Origin of the sequence: Pseudomonas sp. NGC7 (genome assembly GCF_047159675.1) — a bacterium.
Classification (GTDB): Bacteria; Pseudomonadota; Gammaproteobacteria; order Pseudomonadales; family Pseudomonadaceae; genus Aquipseudomonas; species Aquipseudomonas kermanshahensis.
Genome location: NZ_BAAFZY010000001.1, coordinates 5,765,610 through 5,785,012, shown reverse-complemented (window position 1 = coordinate 5,785,012; position 19,403 = coordinate 5,765,610). Strand labels below are relative to the sequence as shown.

Below are 19,403 nucleotides of genomic sequence, written 5' to 3'. Positions count from 1 at the left end.
CCAACGCGCAGGCAAACCCTGCGCGTTCGCATTTACGGAAGTACCCCACGTGATCAAACACAAAAAAGCCCAGTGGCCCTGGCACGCGCTGACCGCGCTGGTGTTGGTGGGCCTGGCAGTCAGCCTGTACCTGGCCACCTCGATGATGTCTTACGAGTGGCGCTGGAACCGCGTCCCGCAATATTTTGCCTACCAGGCCGAAGAAGCCCAGCGCGCGGCCGGCTATGGCACCGTGCAGGACATCGTCGTTTCCGGTGACACTGCCCGCGTAACGCTGAAGGAAGAAGGGGGCGCCGAGCAGGTGCTCGACGTCGACAGCAACAGCCTGCTGCTGAGCCGTGGCGATGATGTGGCTGAGGGCGACCAGATCGGCGTGACCCGCCATTGGGCGGCAGGCCCGTTGGCGTGGGGCCTGTGGACCACGTTGTGGCTGTCGGTGGTGTCCGGTGCCCTGGGCCTGGTGATCGGCCTGTTCGCGGGCCTGTGCCGGCTGTCGAACAACCCGACCCTGCGTGACCTGTCGACCGTTTACGTCGAACTGGTGCGCGGCACACCGCTGCTGGTACAGATCTTCATCTTCTACTTCTTCATCGGCACTGTGCTCAACCTGTCCCGCGAGTTCGCCGGGGTGGCTGCGCTGGCGCTGTTCACCGGCGCCTATGTCGCCGAGATCGTGCGTGCCGGCGTGCAGTCGATTGCCCGCGGCCAGAACGAGGCGGCCCGTTCGCTGGGCTTGAACGCCAGCCAGTCGATGCGCCACGTGATCCTGCCCCAGGCCTTCAAGCGTGTGCTGCCGCCCTTGGCTGGCCAGTTCATCAGCCTGGTCAAGGACACCTCGCTGGTGTCGGTAATTGCCATTACCGAACTGACCAAGAGCGGCCGCGAGGCCATCACCACCTCGTTCTCGACGTTCGAGATCTGGTTCTGCGTGGCAGGCTTGTACCTGCTAATCAACCTGCCGCTGTCGCATTTGGCCAGCCGGCTCGAGCGGAGGCTTGCGCAAAGTGATTGAAGTCCGTGATCTGGTAAAAGTGTTCGACACCCGCGGCCACGTCGTGCGTGCGGTGGACAACGTCACCACGCGCGTGGCCAAGGCCGAAGTGGTGGTGGTGCTTGGCCCCTCGGGGTCGGGCAAGTCGACCTTCCTGCGCTGCCTCAACGGCCTGGAGCATTTCGACGAAGGCGTTGTCGCCATCGACGGCTTGCAACTGGCCGACCCGAAGACCGACATCAACGCCTACCGCCGCGAAGTCGGCATGGTGTTCCAGCATTTCAACCTGTTCCCGCACATGACCGTGCTGGAAAACCTGTGCCTGGCGCAAAAAGTCGTACGCAAGCGCGGCAAGGCCGAGCGCGAGGCCAAGGCCCGTGCGCTGCTGGAGAAAGTGGGTATTTCGCAGAAAGCCAACGAGTACCCGTCGCGCCTCTCTGGCGGCCAGCAGCAGCGGGTGGCGATCGCCCGCGCCTTGGCGATGGAGCCGAAGGTGATGCTGTTCGACGAGCCGACCTCGGCGCTCGACCCGGAAATGGTCGGCGAGGTGCTGGACGTGATGAAGACCCTGGCCCAGGAAGGCATGACCATGGTCTGCGTCACCCACGAAATGGGCTTTGCCCGTGAAGTGGCGGACCGGGTGCTGTTCTTCGATCACGGCAAATTGCTGGAAGATGCCCCGCCGGCGCAGTTCTTCGATGCACCGAAGGACCCGCGCGCGCAGGCGTTTCTGCGTCAGGTACTGTAACGACAGCCCTGTAGGAGCAGCCTTGTGCTGCGAAGAGGCCGGTAAGCGCTGCGAAGATCACGGGTAGTCTACCGGCCTCTTCGCAGCACAAGGCTGCTCCTACAGGGAGGCGCATGAACACAAGCAGTATTAAAGGCTGAACCGCCCCACCATCCCCCGCAACTGCCGCCCCAACTGCTCCAGCTCCCCGCTTGACGCCGCCGTCTGTTCGCTGGCCGCGCTGGTCTGGTCCGACACATCGCGCACATTCAGCACACTGCGGTTGATTTGCTCGGCTACCACGCTTTGCTCTTCACTGGCCGTGGCAATCTGCTGGTTCATGCCCTGAATACTCGACACCGTGTCGGTGATCTGCCCCAGCGCATGCCCGGCCTTGCGGCTCAGCTCCACGCTCTGCTCGGTCAGGCTCTTGCTGCTGTCCAGTAAACGGTTCACTTCGTCAGTACCGCTGTGCAGGCTGTCGATCAGCTGCCCAATCTCTTCGGTTGCCGTAGAGGTACGTTGGGCCAAACCCCGCACCTCATCGGCCACCACGGCAAAGCCACGCCCGGCTTCACCGGCCCGTGCCGCTTCGATCGCCGCGTTCAAGGCAAGCAGGTTGGTCTGTTCGGACACCGACTTGATCACATCGAGGATGCTGCCAATGCGTTGGCTCTCGCCCGCCAGGTGCTGCATGGCCGCCAGGCAATGGTCCATCTGCCCGGCCAGTTGCTCGATGCGGCCGATGGCTTCGGCCACCACCTGGTCGCCCATCTGCGCCTGCTGGTCGGCGTTGGTCGCGGCCATGGAGGCCTGCTCGGCATTTTGCGCGACTTCCTGCACCGTCGCGCTCATCTGGTTCATGGCGGTGGCGACCTGGTCGGTTTCTTCGCGTTGCTGGCTGATGCGCAGCTTGGTGTCTTCGCTGCTGGCCGCCAGCTGTGAGGCCGCCTGCGACAGGTGGCCGACGCCCTGGTCGATGCCGCCGATCAGCTCGCGCAGGCTCACGGTCATGTCGCGCATGCTGGACTGCAACTGGCCCATCTCGTCGCGGCGCAGTACCGGCTCGACCTGGCTCAGGTCGCCCTTGGCGATACGGGCGGCCAAGGTCAGCGTCTGGCGCAGCGGTTGGGTGATCTGCAAGGTGATCAGCCAGGCGGCGAGCACGCCGACCAGCAGCGCCAGTACGGCCACGCTGGTCAGCAACGAGCGGGCGGCCAGGGCTTCGCTGTCGCGTTGTTCGACTTTGCGCTCGCCCAGCTCCACGCTGACGGCGCTGAGTTCATCGCCCATCTTTTCCATGTTGCCTTGCAACTGCTCGACCCGTATAGCGACGCTGCGGTACTGGTCCAGGCTGGCGCGGTAGTTGGCCAGTTCGGTGCCGGGTTGTTCGGTCAATGTGCGCGACAGGCCCAAGGGCGCAAGGTCCTTGAGCAACTGCCCCAGGCTGCTGTCGGCGGCATTCAAGGCAGCGTCACCGACCTTGGCGAAGTCCTCGACGGGCGAGAAGGTATAGGCCGGCACCAGGCTCTGCTGGTTGGCAACGTCGACGTGACGGCTAAGGGTGTCCATCAGGCCCAATAGGCCGCTTTGCCGGTTATCGTCGGGCATCTTCAGCAAGGCTTGGGTCTGCAGCTCATCGATGACGTCGTTGAGTTTCTGTTCCTGTGCCTGCATCGCGTCGCGCCGCGCTTGGCGCTGGCCGACCAGGCGTTGCAGTTCAGCGAAGTCGTCGCGCACACGCTGCAGCAACTGCAGTTTCTGGGTGAGCATCTGGCGTGAGTCATCGACATTGCTGCGCTGCTGCAGGGTAGCCAACATGCCTTCCAGCTGATCGAGGATGCGCACGATACGCGACCTGCTGGCGTCATCACTGAGCACGCGGTAGGTGATGCGCTCTGCGCGGAGGTCTTTGACCAGGTCGTTGATCAGGCCGATTTCGCTGAGTTGTTCCGAACGGCTGATGGCGCCATCCAGCGCGCGCCAACCGCTGAGGGTGGTGGCCAGGGTAAGCAGCAAGACCACGGCGAAGCCGAGGGCGAGCTTGGCGCCGACACCGATGTTGCCGAGCCTGCGGTTAAGGTAACCGAGCATGGTGAGTCTCCGTCCATTTGAGAGAGGTCGTGCGGGCACAATGCCGGCATGACACTCCTGCCCATCGGCAGCGGAGGTGTAGGACTTGACCTGAAAATCAGGTAGGAAATTTCGCTGTTACTGGTAGGAAGGCTCTGCCTGTGGCGGCCTCTTCGCGGGTGAACCCGCTCCCACAGGCTTTGCGCTGGCTTTGAGGGTAGCGCTGTACCTGTGGGAGCGGGTTTACCCGCGAAGATGCCGGCACACGCGCCGAAAATCGCTGATCAGAGCCGGAACCGTCCGACCAACCCCTGGAGGTGCGTACCCAACCGCGCCAACTCGACACTGGAACTGGCCGTCTCTTCACTGGCCGCCGACGTCTGGTCAGAGATGTCCCGCACATTCATCACGCTGCGGTTGATCTCCTCGGCCACGGCCGTCTGTTCCTCTGCCGCTGTGGCTATTTGCTGGTTCATCGCCTGGATCGACGATACCGTCCGGGTGATGGTCTCCAGCGAGCCGCCCGCGCGGCGGGTCAGTTCGACGCTGCTGTCGGTCAGCTGGCGGCTGTTGTCCATCACGCTGGCCACGCGCTGGGTGCCGCTTTGCAGGCCGGCGATCAACTCTTCGATTTCTTCGGTCGACTGTTGCGTGCGCTGGGCCAGGCTGCGCACTTCGTCCGCCACCACGGCAAAGCCCCGCCCGGCTTCACCTGCGCGTGCCGCTTCGATTGCCGCGTTAAGGGCCAGCAGGTTGGTCTGCTGGGCCACCGACTTGATCACATCAAGGACGCTGCCGATCTTGTCGCTCTCGGCCTTGAGCTGGTTCATCGCTTCGCTGGAGTTGGCCACTTCGCAGGCCAGGCGTTCGATCTGCGCCACCGCTTCACCCACCACCCGGTCGCCCTCGCGGGCCTGCTGGTCGGCCATCAGGGCCGCTTCCGAGGCCTGCTCGGCGCTACGCGCCACCTCGTGCACGGTGGCGGTCATCTGGTTCATGGCCGTCGCCACCTGGTCGGTCTCGACCTTCTGGTTGTTGACCCCGGCGCTGGTCTGCTCGGTGACCGCCGACAGCTCTTCGGCAGCGCTGGCGATTTGCGTGACGCCGTCGCCGATGCCGCCGATCAGTTCGCGCAAGCCTCGGGTCATGCGCTGCATGCTGGCCTGCAGTTGGCCCAGCTCGTCGCGGCGCTGCACCTGCAGGTCATGGCTTAGGTCGCCATTGGCCACGCGCTCGGCAGCGCTGAGGGTCTGGCGCAGCGGGATGATGATCTGCCGGGTAATCGCCCAGGCCGCCAGCAGGCCCAGGACTAAGGCCAAGGCGGTGGCGGCGGCGAGTAAGGTTTTGGCCTGGGTGGCGCCAGCGTCGCGCACTGCGGTTTGCGACGTGGTCATCGCCTGGCTGGCTTGCAGCAACACCGTGCCTTGGTCGGCCATGTGTTGCAGCGCTTGCTCGCTGGCCGTCTGCGCGTTGCTGAACTGGTTGACCGCATCACGGTAGCCGGCCATGGCGGTGGCGGCATCGTCAAGGCTGGCGGCATGCTCTGCCGGCACCTTGGCGGGCAGTGCCTTGAGTTCGGCCAGGGCTGCGTCGATGGCCTTCAGTGCGGTCTGTTGGAACTCGGCGTTGCCGCTGTAGGTATAACCGCGGACCTGGAAGCGCGCCTGTTGCAGCAGCGCACTTACCTCGACCGCATACTGGTATTGCGCGATGTCACCCCCTTTCAGCAGGCCCCGCTGCACGCGGGCGACCAGCTCGACGGCCTTGTCGGCACTGTCGCCGAGCACACTACGGCTGGCCTCGCGGCGCTGGCCGGCCTGCTTCAGGTCGTTGAACGCTTGCTGGTAAATGCGCACCGCCTCGCGTTGTTGTTCGAGGCGCTGACGGTCGGTGGGGTGGTCGATCTGGCCCAGCATCAACGTCACTTGGCGATCGAGGTTGGCCAGGGCCTTTTCCAGCTCGGCGACGGCGGCGTCATCGCGGTTGCGCTGGTAATGCTGGCGGGCGATGCGCAGTTCCTGGGTGTACTGCTGGATCACCGAAATATTGCCCAGCTTGTCACCGCGGTCGATGACGCTGTCCAGGCCGTGCCAGCCGGTCAGGGTAATGGCCAGGGTCAGGAGCAATACCAGGCCAAAGCCTAGGCCTAGCTTGCGATTGACGCTTACGTTCCCCAGCGAGTGGGCTAACCATCGGTACATGTTCGACTCTCCGGTAACTTGGCAGCACGGATAATTATTGTGTTGCCAAGGCATCGGCCTGGGAGAGAGAAACTTGATGGGGGAAAAGACTGACTGATGCGTCAGAAAATGCGCGACAGCAGCGCGGTCACGGCAGTCTCCACGCGCAGGATGCGCTCGCCCAGTTGCACCGGTGCCAGGCCAGCCTTGCCCAGCAGCTCGACCTCGTAGGGGATCCAGCCGCCCTCGGGGCCAATGGCCAGGGTGACCGTTTGTTCGACGGCGCGCGGGCAGTCGGGGTAGGGGCCCGGGTGGCCCACCAGGCCCAGCGTGCCTTCGGCAATGGCGGGCAGGCGGTCTTCGACGAAGGGCTTGAAGCGCTTCTCGATGATCACCTCGGGCAGCACGGTGTCGCGTGCCTGCTCCAGGCCCAGGATGAGGTTTTCACGAATGCTGTCGGGGTTGAGGAACGGCGTTTGCCAGAAGCTCTTCTCGACCTTGTAGCTGTTCACCAGGATCAGGCGCGGTACACCCAGCGTGGCGATGGTCTGGAACAGCCGGCGCAGCATTTTTGGCCGCGGCACGGCCAGCACCAGGGTCAGCGGCAGCTTGGCGGGCGGTGGCTGGTCGAAGCCGACGTGCAGTTCTGCCTCATGGCCTTCCAGGCGCACCACGGTGGCGCGGCCCATCAAGCCGTTGACCTGGCCGACGCGCAGGCTATCGCCCACCGCGACCTTGTGGATCTCCTGCATGTGGGTGAAACGCCGGTCGGCCAGCACCACGCGGTCGGCCGCGATGAAATCGGCTTCTTCAAGTAGCAGCAGGTTCACGGTTGCGTCGCTGGCGGCTGGTCGTTGTGATCGTTGGCCGCTTCATCGTGCGCGCCGCGCTTGCGGATCAGGCTGCCACACAGCACGCCGACCTCAAACAACAGCCACATGGGCACGGCCAGCAGGGTCTGCGAGAAGATGTCTGGCGGGGTCAGGACCATGCCGACCACGAAGCAGCCGATGATCACGTAGGGGCGAACCTTCTTCAGGTATTTCACGTCGACCACGCCGATCCACACCAGCAGCACCACGGCGACCGGGATCTCGAAGGCGACGCCAAAGGCGAAGAACAGGGTCATGACGAAGTCGAGGTAGCTGGCGATGTCGGTCATCATCGACACACCCTCGGGCGTGGCGCTGGCGAAGAAGCCGAAAATCAGCGGGAACACCAGGAAATAGGCGAAGGCCATGCCGGCGTAGAACAGGAAGATGCTCGACACCAGCAGGGGTATGGCAATGCGTTTTTCGTGGCGATACAGCCCAGGTGCGATAAAGCCCCAGATCTGCTGAAGGATGAACGGGATCGCGAGGAACAGCGAAACGATCATGGTCAGCTTGAACGGCGTGAGGAACGGCGATGCCACGTCGGTGGCGATCATCGTTGCATTGGCCGGCAGGTGGTCGCGCAGCGGCGCGGACACCAGGGTGTAGATCTGCTGGGCGAAGGAGAACAACCCGGCAAAGATCAGGAAGATGACGGCGACACAGCGCAACAGGCGGGTGCGCAGTTCAGTCAGGTGCGAGACCAGCGGCATGGGCTGGTCGTGTTCCGGATTTTCGCTCATGGGGCTCGCGGCGGTTGTGGCGGTTCAGAGGGGGCGGCCGGCGCTGTCGGGGCGGCCGGCGTAGCGTCTGGCGTGGCTTCGAGCCCAGCGGGCGGCTGCACCGTGGCCGTGGTGACAGGGGGCTGCACCGGTGGCGTCTGGGGGTTGAGGATGCGCCGGGCTTGCTCTTCCATTTGCAGGATGTGCTCGTTGTGCAGCTGGCGACGGATATCGTCGGCACCGATCTCGCGCTCGACTTCCATCTTGATGCTGTTGAAGCTGCGCTTGAGGCGGCCGATCCACAGCCCTGCCGTGCGGGCGGCGCCCGGCAGGCGCTCGGGGCCGAGCACCAGCAAGGCGACAAGGCCTACCAGCAGCAACTCACTGAAACTGATGCCGAACATGGGTCAGTCTTTCCGCTGCGGCTCTTGGACCGGTTGGGCCTGGCCTTCGATGGTGTGGCCCTGGGGCTGTTGTGCAGTGTTCTGCACCGGTGGCACGGGCTGGGCAGGCGGCGGGGTCTGCTCGGCCGGCTTGTTTTCTTCGTCGTTCATGGCCTTGCGGAAGCCTTTGATCGACTCGCCGAGGTCGCTGCCGAAGTTTTTCAGCTTCTTGGTGCCGAACACCAAAACGACGACGACCAGCAGGACAATCCAATGTTTCCAGTCAAAGATACCCATGTTGCTCTCCTAGAATTCTATACAGTCAGGCGGAAGGTTGACGCGCAGCCTTCTCGTCATGCCCGGAAAGCCCGAAACGGCGCTCCAGTTCATCGAGCACGGCCTGTGGGTGTTGCCCCAACGCGCTGAGCATGACCAAGCTATGAAACCACAGGTCGGCGGTTTCATAGATGACATCGCTGTAATCCTTGCTGACAGCGGCGTCCTTGGCGGCGATGATCGTTTCGATGGACTCTTCGCCGAGCTTTTCGAGGATCTTGTTCAAGCCCTTGTGATGCAGGCTTGCCACGTAGGAGCTGTCGGGTGCCGCGTGCTTGCGTTGTTCCAGCACGTCGGCCAGGCGGTTGAGGGTGTCGCTCATGTCAGTGTCCTGCGCTATAAATGGCGTCCGGGTCCTTCAGGACCGGGTCGACGGTTTTCCACTGGCCGTCTTCGAAGACGCGGTAGAAGCAGCTTTCGCGGCCGGTATGGCAGGCGATATGGCCCAGTTGCTCGACCATCAGGATGATCACGTCGGCATCACAGTCCAGGCGCATTTCGTGCAGTTTTTGCACATGGCCAGATTCCTCGCCCTTGCGCCACAGCTTGCCACGCGAGCGCGACCAGTAGATGGCGCGTTGCTCGGCGGCGGTCAGGGCCAGGGACTCGCGGTTCATCCAGGCCATCATCAGCACGCGTCCGGTCTTGTGGTCCTGGGCAATGGCCGGTACCAGGCCATCGCTGTTCCACTTGATCTCGTCCAGCCAGTCTTTCATCGTCCACTCCAAAACGGGCCCGCTCCTGTGCCGGGCCCTTTGCGCTAGTGTGCCAGCCAGCGGGCCGGCTGGCTATTGGCGCACGATCAGGTAAAGGCCGGCGGCCAGCATCAGCCAGGCTGGCCAAGCGGCCGGGGCGGCCAGGCTGGCGGCCTCGGCTGCGCCTGCGGCCAGCACCGCGCCCCCCCCGAGCAAGCCTGCGCCCAGCAGGCGCAGCGCCCAGCGGTCACCTTGGCGGCGGCGCTCGGGCAACTGCGGGTCGTGCAGGTGCGGTTGCGACAGGCGCTCAAGCAGGTCGCGGGTCATGCCGGCCAGGTGCGGCAGCTGCTCGGCCTGGCTGTACAGATTGCCGACCATGGCCTTGGGGCTGTAGCGCTCGCGCATCCAGCGTTCCAGGAACGGCTTGGCGGTGCTCCACAGGTCCAGGTCCGGGTAGAGCTGACGGCCGAGGCCTTCGATGTTGAGCAAGGTCTTCTGCAGCAGCACCAGCTGAGGCTGGACTTCCATGTTGAAGCGCCGGGCGGTCTGGAACAGGCGCATCAGCACCTGGCCGAAGGAAATATCTTTCAACGGTTTTTCGAAGATCGGCTCGCACACCGTACGGATCGCCGCCTCGAATTCGTTGACCTTGGTGTGCGCCGGCACCCAACCCGAATCGATGTGCAGTTGCGCAACGCGGCGGTAGTCACGCTTGAAGAAGGCAAACAGGTTGCGCGCCAGGTAGTCCTGGTCTTCCGACGTGAGGCTGCCGACGATGCCGCAGTCGATGGCGATGTACTGCGGGCTCCACGGCTTGACCGTGCTGACGAAGATGTTGCCGGGGTGCATGTCGGCATGGAAGAAGCTGTCGCGGAACACCTGGGTGAAGAACACCTCCACACCCCGTTCGGCCAGCAGCTTCATGTCGGTGCGCTGGTCGGCCAGGGTCGCCATGTCGGTGACCGGCACGCCGTAGATACGCTCCATCACCAGCACCTTGGGCCGGCACAGGTCCCAGTACACCTGGGGCACGTACATCAGCTCGGAGGCTTCGAAGTTGCGCCGCAGCTGGCTGGCGTTGGCCGCCTCGCGAAGCAGGTCGAGTTCGTCGTAGATGGTCTTTTCGTAATCGTTGACCACCTCCACCGGGTGCAGGCGGCGGGCGTCGGCAGACACCCGCTCGGCGCCCTTGGCGATCAGGAACAACCAGGCCAGGTCTTGAGCGATGACCGGCTTGAGGCCCGGGCGGACCACCTTGACCACGACTTCTTCGCCGCTTTTCAGGCGGGCGGCGTGTACCTGGGCCACCGAGGCCGAGGCCAGTGGCTCGACGTCGAAACGGCTGAACAGCTCGCCGACCTTGGCGCCGAGCTGTTCTTCGATCAATGCAACGGCCTGTTTCGGGTCGAACGGCGGCACGCGGTCTTGCAGCCCCATCAGTTCGTCGGCGATGTCGGTGGGCAGCAGGTCGCGGCGGGTAGACAACAGCTGGCCGAACTTGATGAAAATCGGCCCCAGGTCCTGCAGCGCCAGGCGCAGGCGCGCACCGCGGCTGAGCGCGGAGGGCTTGCGCGGCAGCCAGCGCCAAGGCATCAGCAGGCGCACGCTCATCAGCCACCAGGGCAGGGGCAGGTCGAACAACAGGTCATCGAGACGGTAGCGGATCACCACACGCTGGATGCGAAAGAGACGGCGGACGGCGAGCAGCTTCATGCGTTATCGCTGGTATCAAGGGATCGGGAGAGGCGCTGCAGGCGCGCCTCGAGGCGTTCTATATCGACCTTCAGGGTATCGAGCTCGCTGAAGGCGGCTTCGGCTTCGCGTTTGCCGACCAGGGTGCGCGACTCTTCGGCCAGGTACTCGGAGAGGTTCTGGCTGAAGCGCGTCAGGCCCTGGCGGGTCCAGCGCGCGCGCAGGCGGAGGTGGCCGGCCAGCAACGCTGTGGCCACCGGGCCGAGCCAGCGCTGCAGCTCGTGCTCCCAGTCCAGTTCAAGGTCTTGCAGCACGCCGAACAGGTCGAGCAACACAGCGCTATCGCCATGCAGCTCGACCTGCGGGCTGTGCAGCACGGCGGTCTTGTCCTTGGCCAGGGCCAGTTGCGCCAGGCTGCCGGCAGGGGCGCGCAGGCTACAGTCGACCTCGCCCTCCCAGTGCGCGGCCAGCATCAGGCCGTCTTCATCGGGCAGGATGAACACCTGCAGGGCCGGCTGACGGCAATCGATCTCGATGACCTTGCCTTCGAGCGCGGCCAGCCGCGGCAGCGCCGTGCTGTCCATGCGCAGGACGCGGTTCAGGCCATGTTCGACGCTGGCGAGCAGCCCGGCCAGCAGCATCAGGGCTTGATTCCCCGGTGCACGGCGACGATACCGCTGGTCATGTTGTGGTAGGTGACGCGGTCGAAGCCGGCGTCGACCATCATGGCCTTGAGGGTTTCCTGGTCGGGGTGCATGCGGATCGATTCGGCCAGGTAGCGGTAGCTTTCCGAGTCGTTGGTGATCAGCTTGCCGGCCAGTGGCATGAAGGCGAACGAGTAGGCGTCATAGGCCTTGGACATCAGCTTGTTGGTCGGCTTGGAGAACTCCAGGATCAACAGGCGGCCGCCGGGCTTGAGCACGCGCAGCATCGAGCGAATGGCTTCGTCTTTGTGGGTGACGTTGCGCAGGCCGAAGGCGATGGTCACGCAGTCGAAGTGGTTGTCCGGGAACGGCAGCTTCTCGGCGTCGGCCTGGACGAACTCGATGTTGCCGGCCACGCCACGGTCGAGCAGGCGGTCACGGCCGACCTTGAGCATCGAATCGTTGATGTCGGCGAGCACTACTTGCCCGGTCGGGCCTACAAGGCGCGAGAACTTGGCGGCCAGGTCACCGGTACCGCCGGCGATGTCCAGCACGCGGTTGCCGCTGCGAACGCCCGACAGCTCGATGGTGAAGCGCTTCCACAGGCGGTGCATGCCGCCGGAAAGCACGTCGTTCATCAGGTCGTACTTGGCGGCCACGGAGTGGAACACCTCGGCGACTTTCTTCGCCTTTTGGCTCTCCGGGACGTCCTGGTAGCCAAAATGGGTGGTGGGTTCGGCGTGTTCGCCTTTGCGCTGGTCGTTCATATCGCTTCACCGGAAAAAATTACCGCCATTCTAGGGCGAATGGGCGGATTTGTCTTGGCGGGGTGTGCCAGGGGGCAGGGGCGGGCATAATGCTGATTATGTCTTCATACCCAGGATCACCCGCATGACCCAGATCAGCGTCGAACGCAAACATTCCCTCGGCCGCGAGGCTGCCCGCGCCAAGGCCGAGGCGCTGGTAGAAAAGCTCAGCCGCGAATATGACCTCAAGGCCACCTGGAACGGCGACCGCGTCGACGTCGCGCGCAGCGGCGCCAACGGCAGCGTGCAGATTGGCGAAGACACCATCCGCGTCGAGCTTAAGCTCGGCATGATGCTGTCGATCATGGGCGCTAGCATCAAGAGCGAGATCGAGCGGGCGCTGGACAAAGCCCTGGCCTGACACCAGGGCTGTGCCGTTGGCCGGCCCGTCAGTGGGCCGGAAAGGGGATGATGCCCTCTATCTGGTCCAGGCGCAGGTCGCCGCGGTAGATGTCGATCCGTTCAGCCGCTGTATGGGCGTGCTCAAGCCTGACCTCGCGCGCCTTTTCGGCCCTGCTGGCACGCGCGGGGCGCGGCTCCCAGTGCTTCAGGTGGCCTTTGACGAAGGTGCGGGGCGCCGCGTCGGCGCTGCGGTAGTGGAAGTGAGCCTCCCACAGCACCGCATTGGGCACCTGCACGTCCTTGATCTGGTAGACGTCCAGGTAGTCGTTGGCAGTGCGCAGCGGCTTACGCGAAGTGCTCAGGGCGATCTCTATCCGCTGTTGCTGATACAGGTAACGTAACGCACTGCTGTCCGGGTGGCGGGTGTTGAGGTAGGCGTCGGTGAGCAGTCGGCGTTTTTCGGTGTTCAGCGAGGCGATGGCATCGCGCAGTTGACTCGCCAGGCCTTCGGACGCCCGGTCATCGGCAGCGCTTACGTGCTGCTCGACCTTGCGCATGTCCTCGATCTGCCAATCCATGAGGTCGGCCAGGCTGTTCGGCTCGTTCGCGTAGCGCGCTGCCAGCGCGACCCGGTCATTTACGTGCGCCAGCAGGTGTTGCGCGCGACTGCGCAGCTGTGCGGTGTCTTGCGCGGCGGGGCGCTCCTCGCCTGGGACTTCGAACCATTGGCCATTGCGCCGCTCATAGGCGCCCCCAGGTTGCTCGGTGGCCGGGTTGCGCTGAACGGCATGATCGCCTTCCTGGTCACGTTCGACCAGCACCGAGCGCCCTCGGGAGGTTCGGATCAGGGTGCGTTTGCCGGCCCTGACGCGGTGGGTCAGCTGTCGCGCAGGGGACGATGAGCCCTGCTCGGCATTCATCAAGGCGGTGCTCAAGTCGGTTTCTGCCAGGCGTTCCAGGCCCGTCATCGCCTCGATGTAGGCCTGCAGCATCGTGGTGTCCACGGCGGGTGCGGTGAACGATTGCATGTACCTGGCCCTGCCGATGACGGCCCGGTAAACGCGCAGGGCGTTGCCCAGCACCTCCGCTTGTTGGTCGGCAGGCAGGTTGGCAGAGGCAACGCCATCGTGGCTCCACAGCGCTGCTGACAGGTCCGTGTCGCTCAGGCTGTTTTGCAAGGGCAGCAAGTCAATGGCCGCTTCGGCAGTGAGCAGGGTCTTGTCCAGTGTCAGGTAAGCCAGGTCGCTGACAATCTGTGCGCGGACGATCAACGACGAGTAAGGGCGCAGCTTGATGGCGCGTTCGATCTTGGCTTTCTTGTCTGGGTAGGCGATTCGGGCATCGCTGAGCACGTCGGAAAGCGTTTTATCCAGTCGCTCGCTGACCACGAGCAGGCGGCGGCTGACCTTCAGTGCGTCTCGGGTCGATTCGCGAAATACGGCGTGTCGGCCCCTCTGCTCGTCACTGTCTGGCACCCCACGCAAGCCCACTGATTGCTCCTGCAAGTGTTCGTGGTCGACCAGTTCGAGCAGGCGCCGCACCAGCAGCATGTCATTGTCGATGGCGGCTTCTGTCCAGTTGCTGAGCCGACGTGCAGTGGCGCCCGAAAGGTCGTACTTCAGGTAGCGAGGCTCGAGCATCTGCCGGTAGAGATCGGCGTTGGCATGCAGCAAGCTGGCCTGCTTTTCGAGGTACAGCGACCCCGCGGCGATCTGCGGTAGGTGCTGCCTGCGCATTTCCAGCACTGCCTGGCGCTGCACCCGGAGCGCCGGTGGAAGTGCCTTGACGTCGGGGTTGGGCAACGCTTTGAACGCCAGGCTGAACGCAGCCGCCTCGTCGTCAAACGCTTCAAGCTCGATGCGGTTGCGCTCCATGAAGGGTTCGAGCTGGGTCAATTTGTCCTGGTTGGCTTGACCGGTCGCTTGCAGTGCATCGTAGTGCTGGCGATTCTGCGCGGTGACGGCTTCTCGGGTTTTTGGCATGCCGCCGGCCAAGTGCAAGTCCAGGACCCATTCGTCATTCCAGCGCCGCAGCCAAGGGCCTTTACTGCGTTCGCGTCCGACGATGTAATAGCCGTCGGGCGCGCCGCCCCAACGTGTGTGCCATTCGCCTTGGCTGGTGTCCGGGCCGATGATCTGGATTCCGCCCCAGGTTTCCTGCACCTCGTAGGCCACGTCCTGCAGGTTCACGTAGAGCCGCTCTTGCACCGTGTACAGCCCGCGCAGGCGGCCTTGTGTTTCAGCCGCATGGCCTTGCAGGGAAACGCCTGCGCGCAGTTCGCCCAGGCGCTGGCGGGCATGGGAGGGCAAATTGCCCACCCGCTGGCTGTTGTGCCAACGGCTTACACTGACGTGGCCGGGGCGTTGCGCCTGGTGGGGTTCGGCCCAGTCCGCTGTCTTGGGTGGCTCAACGGTTACCGGCGTGGAGGGCGTTTTGTGGGCGGGGCCTTCCAGGGCCATGGCGTCCACTGCTGCCGAGCTGATCCCCGCATGCGTTGGGGCTGTGGGGCCCTGCATCAACAACAGGGCCAGGTTGGTCAGCACATCTGCCGCTGCCAAGGCCTTTTCTTCCGCGCTGCCATCGGACAAGGCGGGCAGGTCATCCTTGAGCGTTGCCACGGCGGCGACAAGCCAGGCCAGCATGGCCGCAGGGCCACGCAGCAGCGGCGTGACCGTGTTGAACAGAACCCAGCCGCTCTGCACGATCAAGGCCCAGCGCTGTTGCGCATTCGAGCGGCTCTGCCGGGAGGCCAGCAGTAGCAGTGTCTGGATGCGTGCGTTGTAGAGGTGGTTGTCCAAATCTTCCAGCCAAGGGGCGTGAACGGCTGTAACAGGGACTCTGAGGCGTTCCACCAGGGTGTCCACCAACGCCGACTGCGTGCCAATCAAGTGCGCCAGGGCCGACAGGCCGCTGTGCAGGTGCGGACGTTCGAATCCGCCGTGCTGGTAGATGCCCCTGGCGTCGTCATCCATCCAGGCCAGCAGCTGTTGCTGCAACGCTTGATCGGCCCGTATCTGCGCCATCAGGCTGTCCAGGCTGGCAAACTCCGCCACGGCGTCATCCGCGAACAGGGGGCGATACAGGACCCAGCGCTGGTTGGCCTTTACCTTGATCAGGAACATGCCGTGCACGGTGTTGCCTTCGGAGGCACCCGGTGCAGGCAGAAACGCCAGTGGCGCAATGCTGAGCGCATCAGGTGACGCGTGATTGGCACGGCAGAAATCGACGATTGCCTGGCAGGCCTGTGCGCTGAGCTTGGCTTCGATCCTGGCCCTGAGCGCGGCGAACTGCAGGGTACTGCGCCATTCCGTGGCATGGCGCTGGAGGCGGCTGGCCCTGAGCGTGGCGTCTTGCAGTTGCAGGGCGACATAAGCGGGGTAATGCCCGCCGACATCCACGGTCGAGATCAAGCGGTTGACGTAATCCAGGTTTAGCCAGCTGCCCAGAGGCCGTGCGTGGGTGTCGAGCAGGCCGGACGCCACTTCGTCGCTGCCCGTGTGCAGACGTGCAATGGCCAGTTCCGTGAGGGTCATGCTTTTCAGGTAATTCAATTGCGCGGGGCCGGACGACGACAGCGGTACCACCACCGAGATCTGCACGAGCAACTGGTCGGGGTCCTGTGGTATTTCGGCTGGGAAGTCCGCGTGCATCTGTTCGCGCAGCCGGCGAGCGGCATAGCGGCCCAGGGGTTCTATCGCGTCGAGCGACGTCCTGCCCTGGGCGTGCGCCTGGCTGGCGGCGAGCTCCAGCAGGGCTTCGGCGTACAGCAGGTGGCCGGTGCTGTCTGCTTGGCTCAGCCAGGTGGGCAGGCTTAGCAGTGGCTGCTCGGTGCTTGGCAGGGGCAGGTCGAGGAAATAGGACGAAGGGTCGCTCAACGTGCTGAAGGCCTCCTCAAGCGCGTGGATGCTGGTGAGCGTGGACAACCGCAGGCGGCCGACCCTGTCGAGGATGCCATTGAGTAGTTCAGTGGACTGGAACGCGAATGGGTCTGTGTTCAGTGGTTGCTGCGCCCAGCGCAGCGTGTCGAATTGATACTGCTGCGCCAGTGCGTCGCGAAGGGCCTCGGCGAAGGCCGCAAGGTCAACGTAGCTGCGCACCGCGCCTGAAGGTTTACACCACAGCACCATCCCGGCCTCGGCGATGATCAACAGGTCCGGTAAGACCAGGGGTGGATGCTCATCGAGGGTGACCTGCAGCCGGTTGATCGCCAGCGCGCTGGCCGTGCCGTTGATCACACCATACAGCACGGCTTTCGCCGGTTCGGACAAGCCCTGCCGTTCCACGCCTAGCAGCAGGGCGGCTTTCAAGGTCTGCGCCAACCTGTGCACATGGGACAGGCCCGATGTGGCGTCGCTTGCAGCCCAGAAACCAATCTGTGCCTGCTGAAAGGCTTCGGTCAGGGCCGCCAGCAGTTCGTCGAAGTCGCGGTTGAGGTTGTCCATGTTCAGGCTGACTTCGGGCTGGGCGTTCGGGCCGACACCTGCCGCCTGCGGCAGAAAGGGCAGGGGCGGCGCAATGCTGAGCACGTCTGTGTGCGTGAGGGCCATGCCTTTGCCCGTCAGAAAATGGTCGAGCAGCGTGTTTACCAGGGGGACCTGTGCCGGTTGCTTGCCTGCGCCGTGGATGAGCGTGAAGGGCTCGAGGGACTGCAACTGCGGGTGGTTGCGGGTGATCCAGGGGTAGCGGTTGGCCAAGATCGTCAAACCGGCCTTGGCAACCACCTCGCGCAGTGTGGGGCGTTGGGCGAATTGGCTGGCTACCCGTTGCTTGAACGTGGTGGGTTGCAGGGGCGGGGACGCAGGCATGAGGTGTGAGCTCCGGTGGCGGGAATGCTCGCACGCTAGCGCCCATGCCTGTGGCGGCGGCGGTACATGTTTGGCCCCCTATGCCGCGTGAGCTTAGGGTGAGGTTTCTAATTTTCTTCCCTACCTTATGCTCAAGCCCAACCTCCATGGGCAGTTCCTCTCCACTCATGAGCATGAGGTACAGAGCATGGCCAAAGTGAATGTGAAGAAAAAGGACGACGCTCCAGGCACCCTGGGCGAAGTGCGCGGTTATGCGCGCAAGATCTGGCTGGCAGGTATCGGCGCCTATGCCCGCGTCGGCCAGGAAGGTTCCGAGTACTTCAACGAGCTGGTCAAAGCCGGCGAAGGCGTTGAAAAACGTGGCAAGAAGCGCATCGACAAAGAGCTCGATGCGGCCAACAACCAGCTGGATGAAGCGACCCAGGAAGTCAGCCGCGTACGCGGCAAGGTCGAAGTTCAACTCGACAAGATCGAAAAAGCTTTCGACGCACGGGTTGGTCGCGCCTTGAATCGCCTTGGCATTCCGTCTAAACATGACGTTGAGGCGTTGTCCATCAAGCTTGAACAGCTGCACGAGCTGCTTGAGCGCGTCGCGCACAAACCATAAGGAGAGCAGGATGGCTGGCAAGAAGAATTCCGACAAAGAAAGCAGCTCCTGGGTCGGCGGGATCGAGAAGTACTCCCGCAAGATCTGGCTGGCGGGCCTGGGGATCTATTCGAAGATCGACCAGGACGGCCCGAAGCTGTTCGATACGCTGGTGAAGGACGGCGAGAAGGCCGAGAAGCAGGCGAAGAAGACCGCCGAAGACGTGGCTGATAGCGCCAAGGCCTCGACCACGTCGCGCGTGTCCGGCGTGAAGGATCGCGCGCTGGGCAAGTGGAGCGAGCTTGAAGAAGCCTTCGACAAGCGCCTGAACAGCGCCATCTCGCGCCTGGGCGTACCAAGCCGCAATGAGATCAAGGCGCTGCACCAGCAAGTGGACAGCCTGACCAAGCAGATCGAGAAACTGACCGGTGCCTCGGTCACACCGATCTCCAAGGCGGCTGCGAGCAAAGCCGCTGCCAAGCCACTGGCCAAGGCGCCTGCCAAACCTGCTGCGAAAACCGCAGCAGCCAAGCCGGCGGCCAAAGCGGCTGCGGCAAAACCTGCTGCGAAAACCGCTGCTGCCAAGCCTGCGGCCAAACCCGCTGCCAAGCCTGTTGCGGCCAAGCCTGCAGCGGCGAAGAAACCGGCAGTGAAGAAGGCCCCGGCCAAACCGGCCGCCGCCAAACCGGCAGCACCTGCGGCCAGTGCGGCACCGGCTCCGACTGCTGCAGCGCCAGCGCCAAGCGCGGCACCGGCCAGCAGCACACCGTCGGCAGCGACCGGTACCGGTACCCTGATCTAACCGCGTCGCCTTCTTCGCGGGGCAAGCCCGCTCCCACAGATTCAGCTCAGCTTGCAAACCCTGAGCTGGGTCTCTGTGGGAGCGGGCTTGCCCCGCGAAGAGGGCACCGCCGATGCGGCACTACCCCTCCAGATACCGCACCGCCAACTGCTCCGCCGCCGCCCGGGCCTGGGCCTGCAGATGCGGCGCCACCAGCATCATCACCTGGTACACCACGATCCCCACATCCCCCTCCCGCCCCAGCACGCGCTGGTAATCCAGCGAGAACATCAGTGTCAGGGTGATCTGCTCCACCAACTGCCCCAGCGCCTGGGTTTCGCTCACCACTTGTCCCTGGCCCTTGAGGCTGGCCAGCAACGCGGCAAGGGTTCGCTTTAGTGCGTTGATCAGGCTGCGCATGCCGCGGGCCAGCTTCGGCAGGCGCCCGGTCAGGTTGGACAGGTCCTGGAACAGGAAGCGGTACTGGGCCATGCGCTCGACGATCAGGTGCAGGAACAACCAGTAGTCCTCGGCCTCCAGGCGCACTTCAAGCGGTGGATCGAGCAGCGGCATCAGCGCTTCTTCGAAACGCTCGAACAGGCCCAGCACCACCGGTTCCTTGCCATGGAAGTGGTAGTACAGGTTGCCAGGGCTGATGCCCAGTTCGTTGGCGATCTCCAAGGTCGAGACATTCGGTTCGCCTTGCTGGTTGAACAGCTGCAGGGCGCATTCAAGGATACGGTCGCGGGTCTTCATCCGGGCGGTGTG

18 protein-coding genes and 2 pseudogenes are annotated in these 19,403 nt (G+C 64.1%); 5 read left to right on the top strand and 15 right to left on the bottom strand.

The features are described from left to right. The first annotated feature begins 49 nt into the window (after positions 1–49). Positions 50–1,012: an amino acid ABC transporter permease gene (locus tag ACMCNM_RS25875; RefSeq protein ID WP_027592406.1), complete on the top strand. Its 963-nt coding sequence runs from the start codon at positions 50–52 to the stop codon at positions 1,010–1,012. Beyond that, a complete protein-coding gene (locus ACMCNM_RS25870; RefSeq protein ID WP_412765963.1) occupies positions 1,005–1,739 on the top strand; it encodes an amino acid ABC transporter ATP-binding protein in 735 nt (244 codons plus the stop codon). Before ACMCNM_RS25875 ends, ACMCNM_RS25870 begins: the two co-directional genes overlap by 8 nt. A 129-nt stretch (positions 1,740–1,868) precedes the next feature. On the opposite strand, the gene ACMCNM_RS25865 is transcribed toward ACMCNM_RS25870, so the two are convergent. The 13 genes and pseudogenes from ACMCNM_RS25865 to ubiE all read right to left on the bottom strand — a co-directional run bounded on the left by ACMCNM_RS25865 (position 1,869) and on the right by ubiE (position 12,082). Next, a complete protein-coding gene (locus ACMCNM_RS25865; RefSeq protein ID WP_412765962.1) occupies positions 1,869–2,573 on the bottom strand; it encodes a methyl-accepting chemotaxis protein in 705 nt (234 codons plus the stop codon). Between the two features lie 198 nt (positions 2,574–2,771). Beyond that, a pseudogene (locus tag ACMCNM_RS25860) lies at positions 2,772–3,812 on the bottom strand (methyl-accepting chemotaxis protein); the annotation flags it as partial. A 263-nt stretch (positions 3,813–4,075) separates the two neighbouring features. Further along, positions 4,076–4,789, bottom strand: a complete 714-nt coding sequence (locus ACMCNM_RS25855; RefSeq protein ID WP_412765961.1) for a methyl-accepting chemotaxis protein — start codon at positions 4,787–4,789, stop codon at positions 4,076–4,078. 141 nt (positions 4,790–4,930) lie between these two features. After that, positions 4,931–5,992, bottom strand: a pseudogene (locus ACMCNM_RS25850) (methyl-accepting chemotaxis protein); the annotation flags it as partial. A 101-nt stretch (positions 5,993–6,093) separates the two neighbouring features. Then, entirely contained in the window at positions 6,094–6,801 is a 708-nt protein-coding gene (locus tag ACMCNM_RS25845) for a 16S rRNA (uracil(1498)-N(3))-methyltransferase (RefSeq protein ID WP_412765664.1), read from the bottom strand. Beyond that, positions 6,798–7,586: a twin-arginine translocase subunit TatC gene (tatC, locus tag ACMCNM_RS25840; RefSeq protein WP_027592411.1), complete on the bottom strand. Its 789-nt coding sequence runs from the start codon at positions 7,584–7,586 to the stop codon at positions 6,798–6,800. The genes ACMCNM_RS25845 and tatC overlap by 4 nt, the downstream gene beginning before the upstream one ends. Continuing rightward, on the bottom strand, positions 7,583–7,969 hold the full coding sequence (tatB, locus tag ACMCNM_RS25835) for a Sec-independent protein translocase protein TatB (protein WP_027592412.1): 387 nt from the start codon (positions 7,967–7,969) through the stop codon (positions 7,583–7,585). The genes tatC and tatB overlap by 4 nt, the downstream gene beginning before the upstream one ends. A 3-nt stretch (positions 7,970–7,972) precedes the next feature. Further along, positions 7,973–8,245 carry a twin-arginine translocase TatA/TatE family subunit gene (locus ACMCNM_RS25830; RefSeq protein WP_033693915.1) on the bottom strand — a complete coding sequence of 91 codons (273 nt, stop codon included), beginning with the start codon at positions 8,243–8,245 and terminating at the stop codon, positions 7,973–7,975. 25 nt (positions 8,246–8,270) lie between these two features. After that, entirely contained in the window at positions 8,271–8,606 is a 336-nt protein-coding gene (locus ACMCNM_RS25825) for a phosphoribosyl-ATP diphosphatase (RefSeq protein ID WP_027592413.1), read from the bottom strand. A 1-nt stretch (position 8,607) separates the two neighbouring features. Next, positions 8,608–9,000: a phosphoribosyl-AMP cyclohydrolase gene (hisI, locus tag ACMCNM_RS25820; RefSeq protein ID WP_027592414.1), complete on the bottom strand. Its 393-nt coding sequence runs from the start codon at positions 8,998–9,000 to the stop codon at positions 8,608–8,610. Between the two features lie 72 nt (positions 9,001–9,072). Continuing rightward, on the bottom strand, positions 9,073–10,692 hold the full coding sequence (ubiB, locus tag ACMCNM_RS25815) for a ubiquinone biosynthesis regulatory protein kinase UbiB (RefSeq protein ID WP_412765663.1): 1,620 nt from the start codon (positions 10,690–10,692) through the stop codon (positions 9,073–9,075). After that, the gene (locus ACMCNM_RS25810) at positions 10,689–11,312 is read right to left on the bottom strand and encodes an SCP2 domain-containing protein (RefSeq protein ID WP_099430645.1); all 624 of its coding nucleotides are present in this window, start codon (positions 11,310–11,312) and stop codon (positions 10,689–10,691) included. Before ACMCNM_RS25810 ends, ubiB begins: the two co-directional genes overlap by 4 nt. Continuing rightward, positions 11,312–12,082 (bottom strand): bifunctional demethylmenaquinone methyltransferase/2-methoxy-6-polyprenyl-1,4-benzoquinol methylase UbiE, encoded by a 771-nt coding sequence (gene ubiE, locus ACMCNM_RS25805; protein WP_012312396.1) that lies wholly within the window; start codon positions 12,080–12,082, stop codon positions 11,312–11,314. Before ubiE ends, ACMCNM_RS25810 begins: the two co-directional genes overlap by 1 nt. A 124-nt stretch (positions 12,083–12,206) precedes the next feature. On the opposite strand from ubiE, the gene ACMCNM_RS25800 reads away from it, so the two are divergent. Next, positions 12,207–12,482: a polyhydroxyalkanoic acid system family protein gene (locus tag ACMCNM_RS25800; RefSeq protein ID WP_027592417.1), complete on the top strand. Its 276-nt coding sequence runs from the start codon at positions 12,207–12,209 to the stop codon at positions 12,480–12,482. Positions 12,483–12,510: 28 nt separating this feature from the next. On the opposite strand, the gene ACMCNM_RS25795 is transcribed toward ACMCNM_RS25800, so the two are convergent. Further along, positions 12,511–17,268 carry a dermonecrotic toxin domain-containing protein gene (locus ACMCNM_RS25795; protein WP_412765662.1) on the bottom strand — a complete coding sequence of 1,586 codons (4,758 nt, stop codon included), beginning with the start codon at positions 17,266–17,268 and terminating at the stop codon, positions 12,511–12,513. Positions 17,269–17,455: 187 nt separating this feature from the next. Between ACMCNM_RS25795 and ACMCNM_RS25790 the strand changes: the two genes are divergently transcribed. Both ACMCNM_RS25790 and ACMCNM_RS25785 read left to right on the top strand, forming a co-directional pair. After that, positions 17,456–17,875 (top strand): phasin family protein, encoded by a 420-nt coding sequence (locus tag ACMCNM_RS25790; RefSeq protein ID WP_027592419.1) that lies wholly within the window; start codon positions 17,456–17,458, stop codon positions 17,873–17,875. Between the two features lie 10 nt (positions 17,876–17,885). Then, complete coding sequence (locus tag ACMCNM_RS25785) at positions 17,886–18,656, top strand: phasin family protein (protein WP_412765661.1); 771 nt, start codon at positions 17,886–17,888, stop codon at positions 18,654–18,656. A 120-nt stretch (positions 18,657–18,776) separates the two neighbouring features. On the opposite strand, the gene ACMCNM_RS25780 is transcribed toward ACMCNM_RS25785, so the two are convergent. Continuing rightward, positions 18,777–19,391 carry a TetR/AcrR family transcriptional regulator gene (locus tag ACMCNM_RS25780; RefSeq protein ID WP_027592421.1) on the bottom strand — a complete coding sequence of 205 codons (615 nt, stop codon included), beginning with the start codon at positions 19,389–19,391 and terminating at the stop codon, positions 18,777–18,779. Positions 19,392–19,403 lie beyond the last annotated feature (12 nt).

Bases quoted from the DNA above. Each gene is read 5' to 3' on its own strand.
- ACMCNM_RS25865 (WP_412765962.1), bottom strand. From the start codon at position 2,573: ATGAGCGCGACGGTGCAGGAAGTCGCGCAAAATGCCGAGCAGGCCTCC.
- ACMCNM_RS25855 (WP_412765961.1), bottom strand. From the start codon at position 4,789: ATGAACCAGATGACCGCCACCGTGCACGAGGTGGCGCGTAGCGCCGAG.
- tatC (WP_027592411.1), bottom strand. From the start codon at position 7,586: ATGAGCGAAAATCCGGAACACGACCAGCCCATGCCGCTGGTCTCGCAC.
- tatB (WP_027592412.1), bottom strand. From the start codon at position 7,969: ATGTTCGGCATCAGTTTCAGTGAGTTGCTGCTGGTAGGCCTTGTCGCC.
- ACMCNM_RS25830 (WP_033693915.1), bottom strand. From the start codon at position 8,245: ATGGGTATCTTTGACTGGAAACATTGGATTGTCCTGCTGGTCGTCGTC.
- ACMCNM_RS25825 (WP_027592413.1), bottom strand. From the start codon at position 8,606: ATGAGCGACACCCTCAACCGCCTGGCCGACGTGCTGGAACAACGCAAG.
- hisI (WP_027592414.1), bottom strand. From the start codon at position 9,000: ATGAAAGACTGGCTGGACGAGATCAAGTGGAACAGCGATGGCCTGGTA.
- ubiB (WP_412765663.1), bottom strand. From the start codon at position 10,692: ATGAAGCTGCTCGCCGTCCGCCGTCTCTTTCGCATCCAGCGTGTGGTG.
- ACMCNM_RS25810 (WP_099430645.1), bottom strand. From the start codon at position 11,312: ATGCTGCTGGCCGGGCTGCTCGCCAGCGTCGAACATGGCCTGAACCGC.
- ubiE (WP_012312396.1), bottom strand. From the start codon at position 12,082: ATGAACGACCAGCGCAAAGGCGAACACGCCGAACCCACCACCCATTTT.
- ACMCNM_RS25800 (WP_027592417.1), top strand. From the start codon at position 12,207: ATGACCCAGATCAGCGTCGAACGCAAACATTCCCTCGGCCGCGAGGCT.
- ACMCNM_RS25795 (WP_412765662.1), bottom strand. From the start codon at position 17,268: ATGCCTGCGTCCCCGCCCCTGCAACCCACCACGTTCAAGCAACGGGTA.
- ACMCNM_RS25790 (WP_027592419.1), top strand. From the start codon at position 17,456: ATGGCCAAAGTGAATGTGAAGAAAAAGGACGACGCTCCAGGCACCCTG.
- ACMCNM_RS25785 (WP_412765661.1), top strand. From the start codon at position 17,886: ATGGCTGGCAAGAAGAATTCCGACAAAGAAAGCAGCTCCTGGGTCGGC.
- ACMCNM_RS25780 (WP_027592421.1), bottom strand. From the start codon at position 19,391: ATGAAGACCCGCGACCGTATCCTTGAATGCGCCCTGCAGCTGTTCAAC.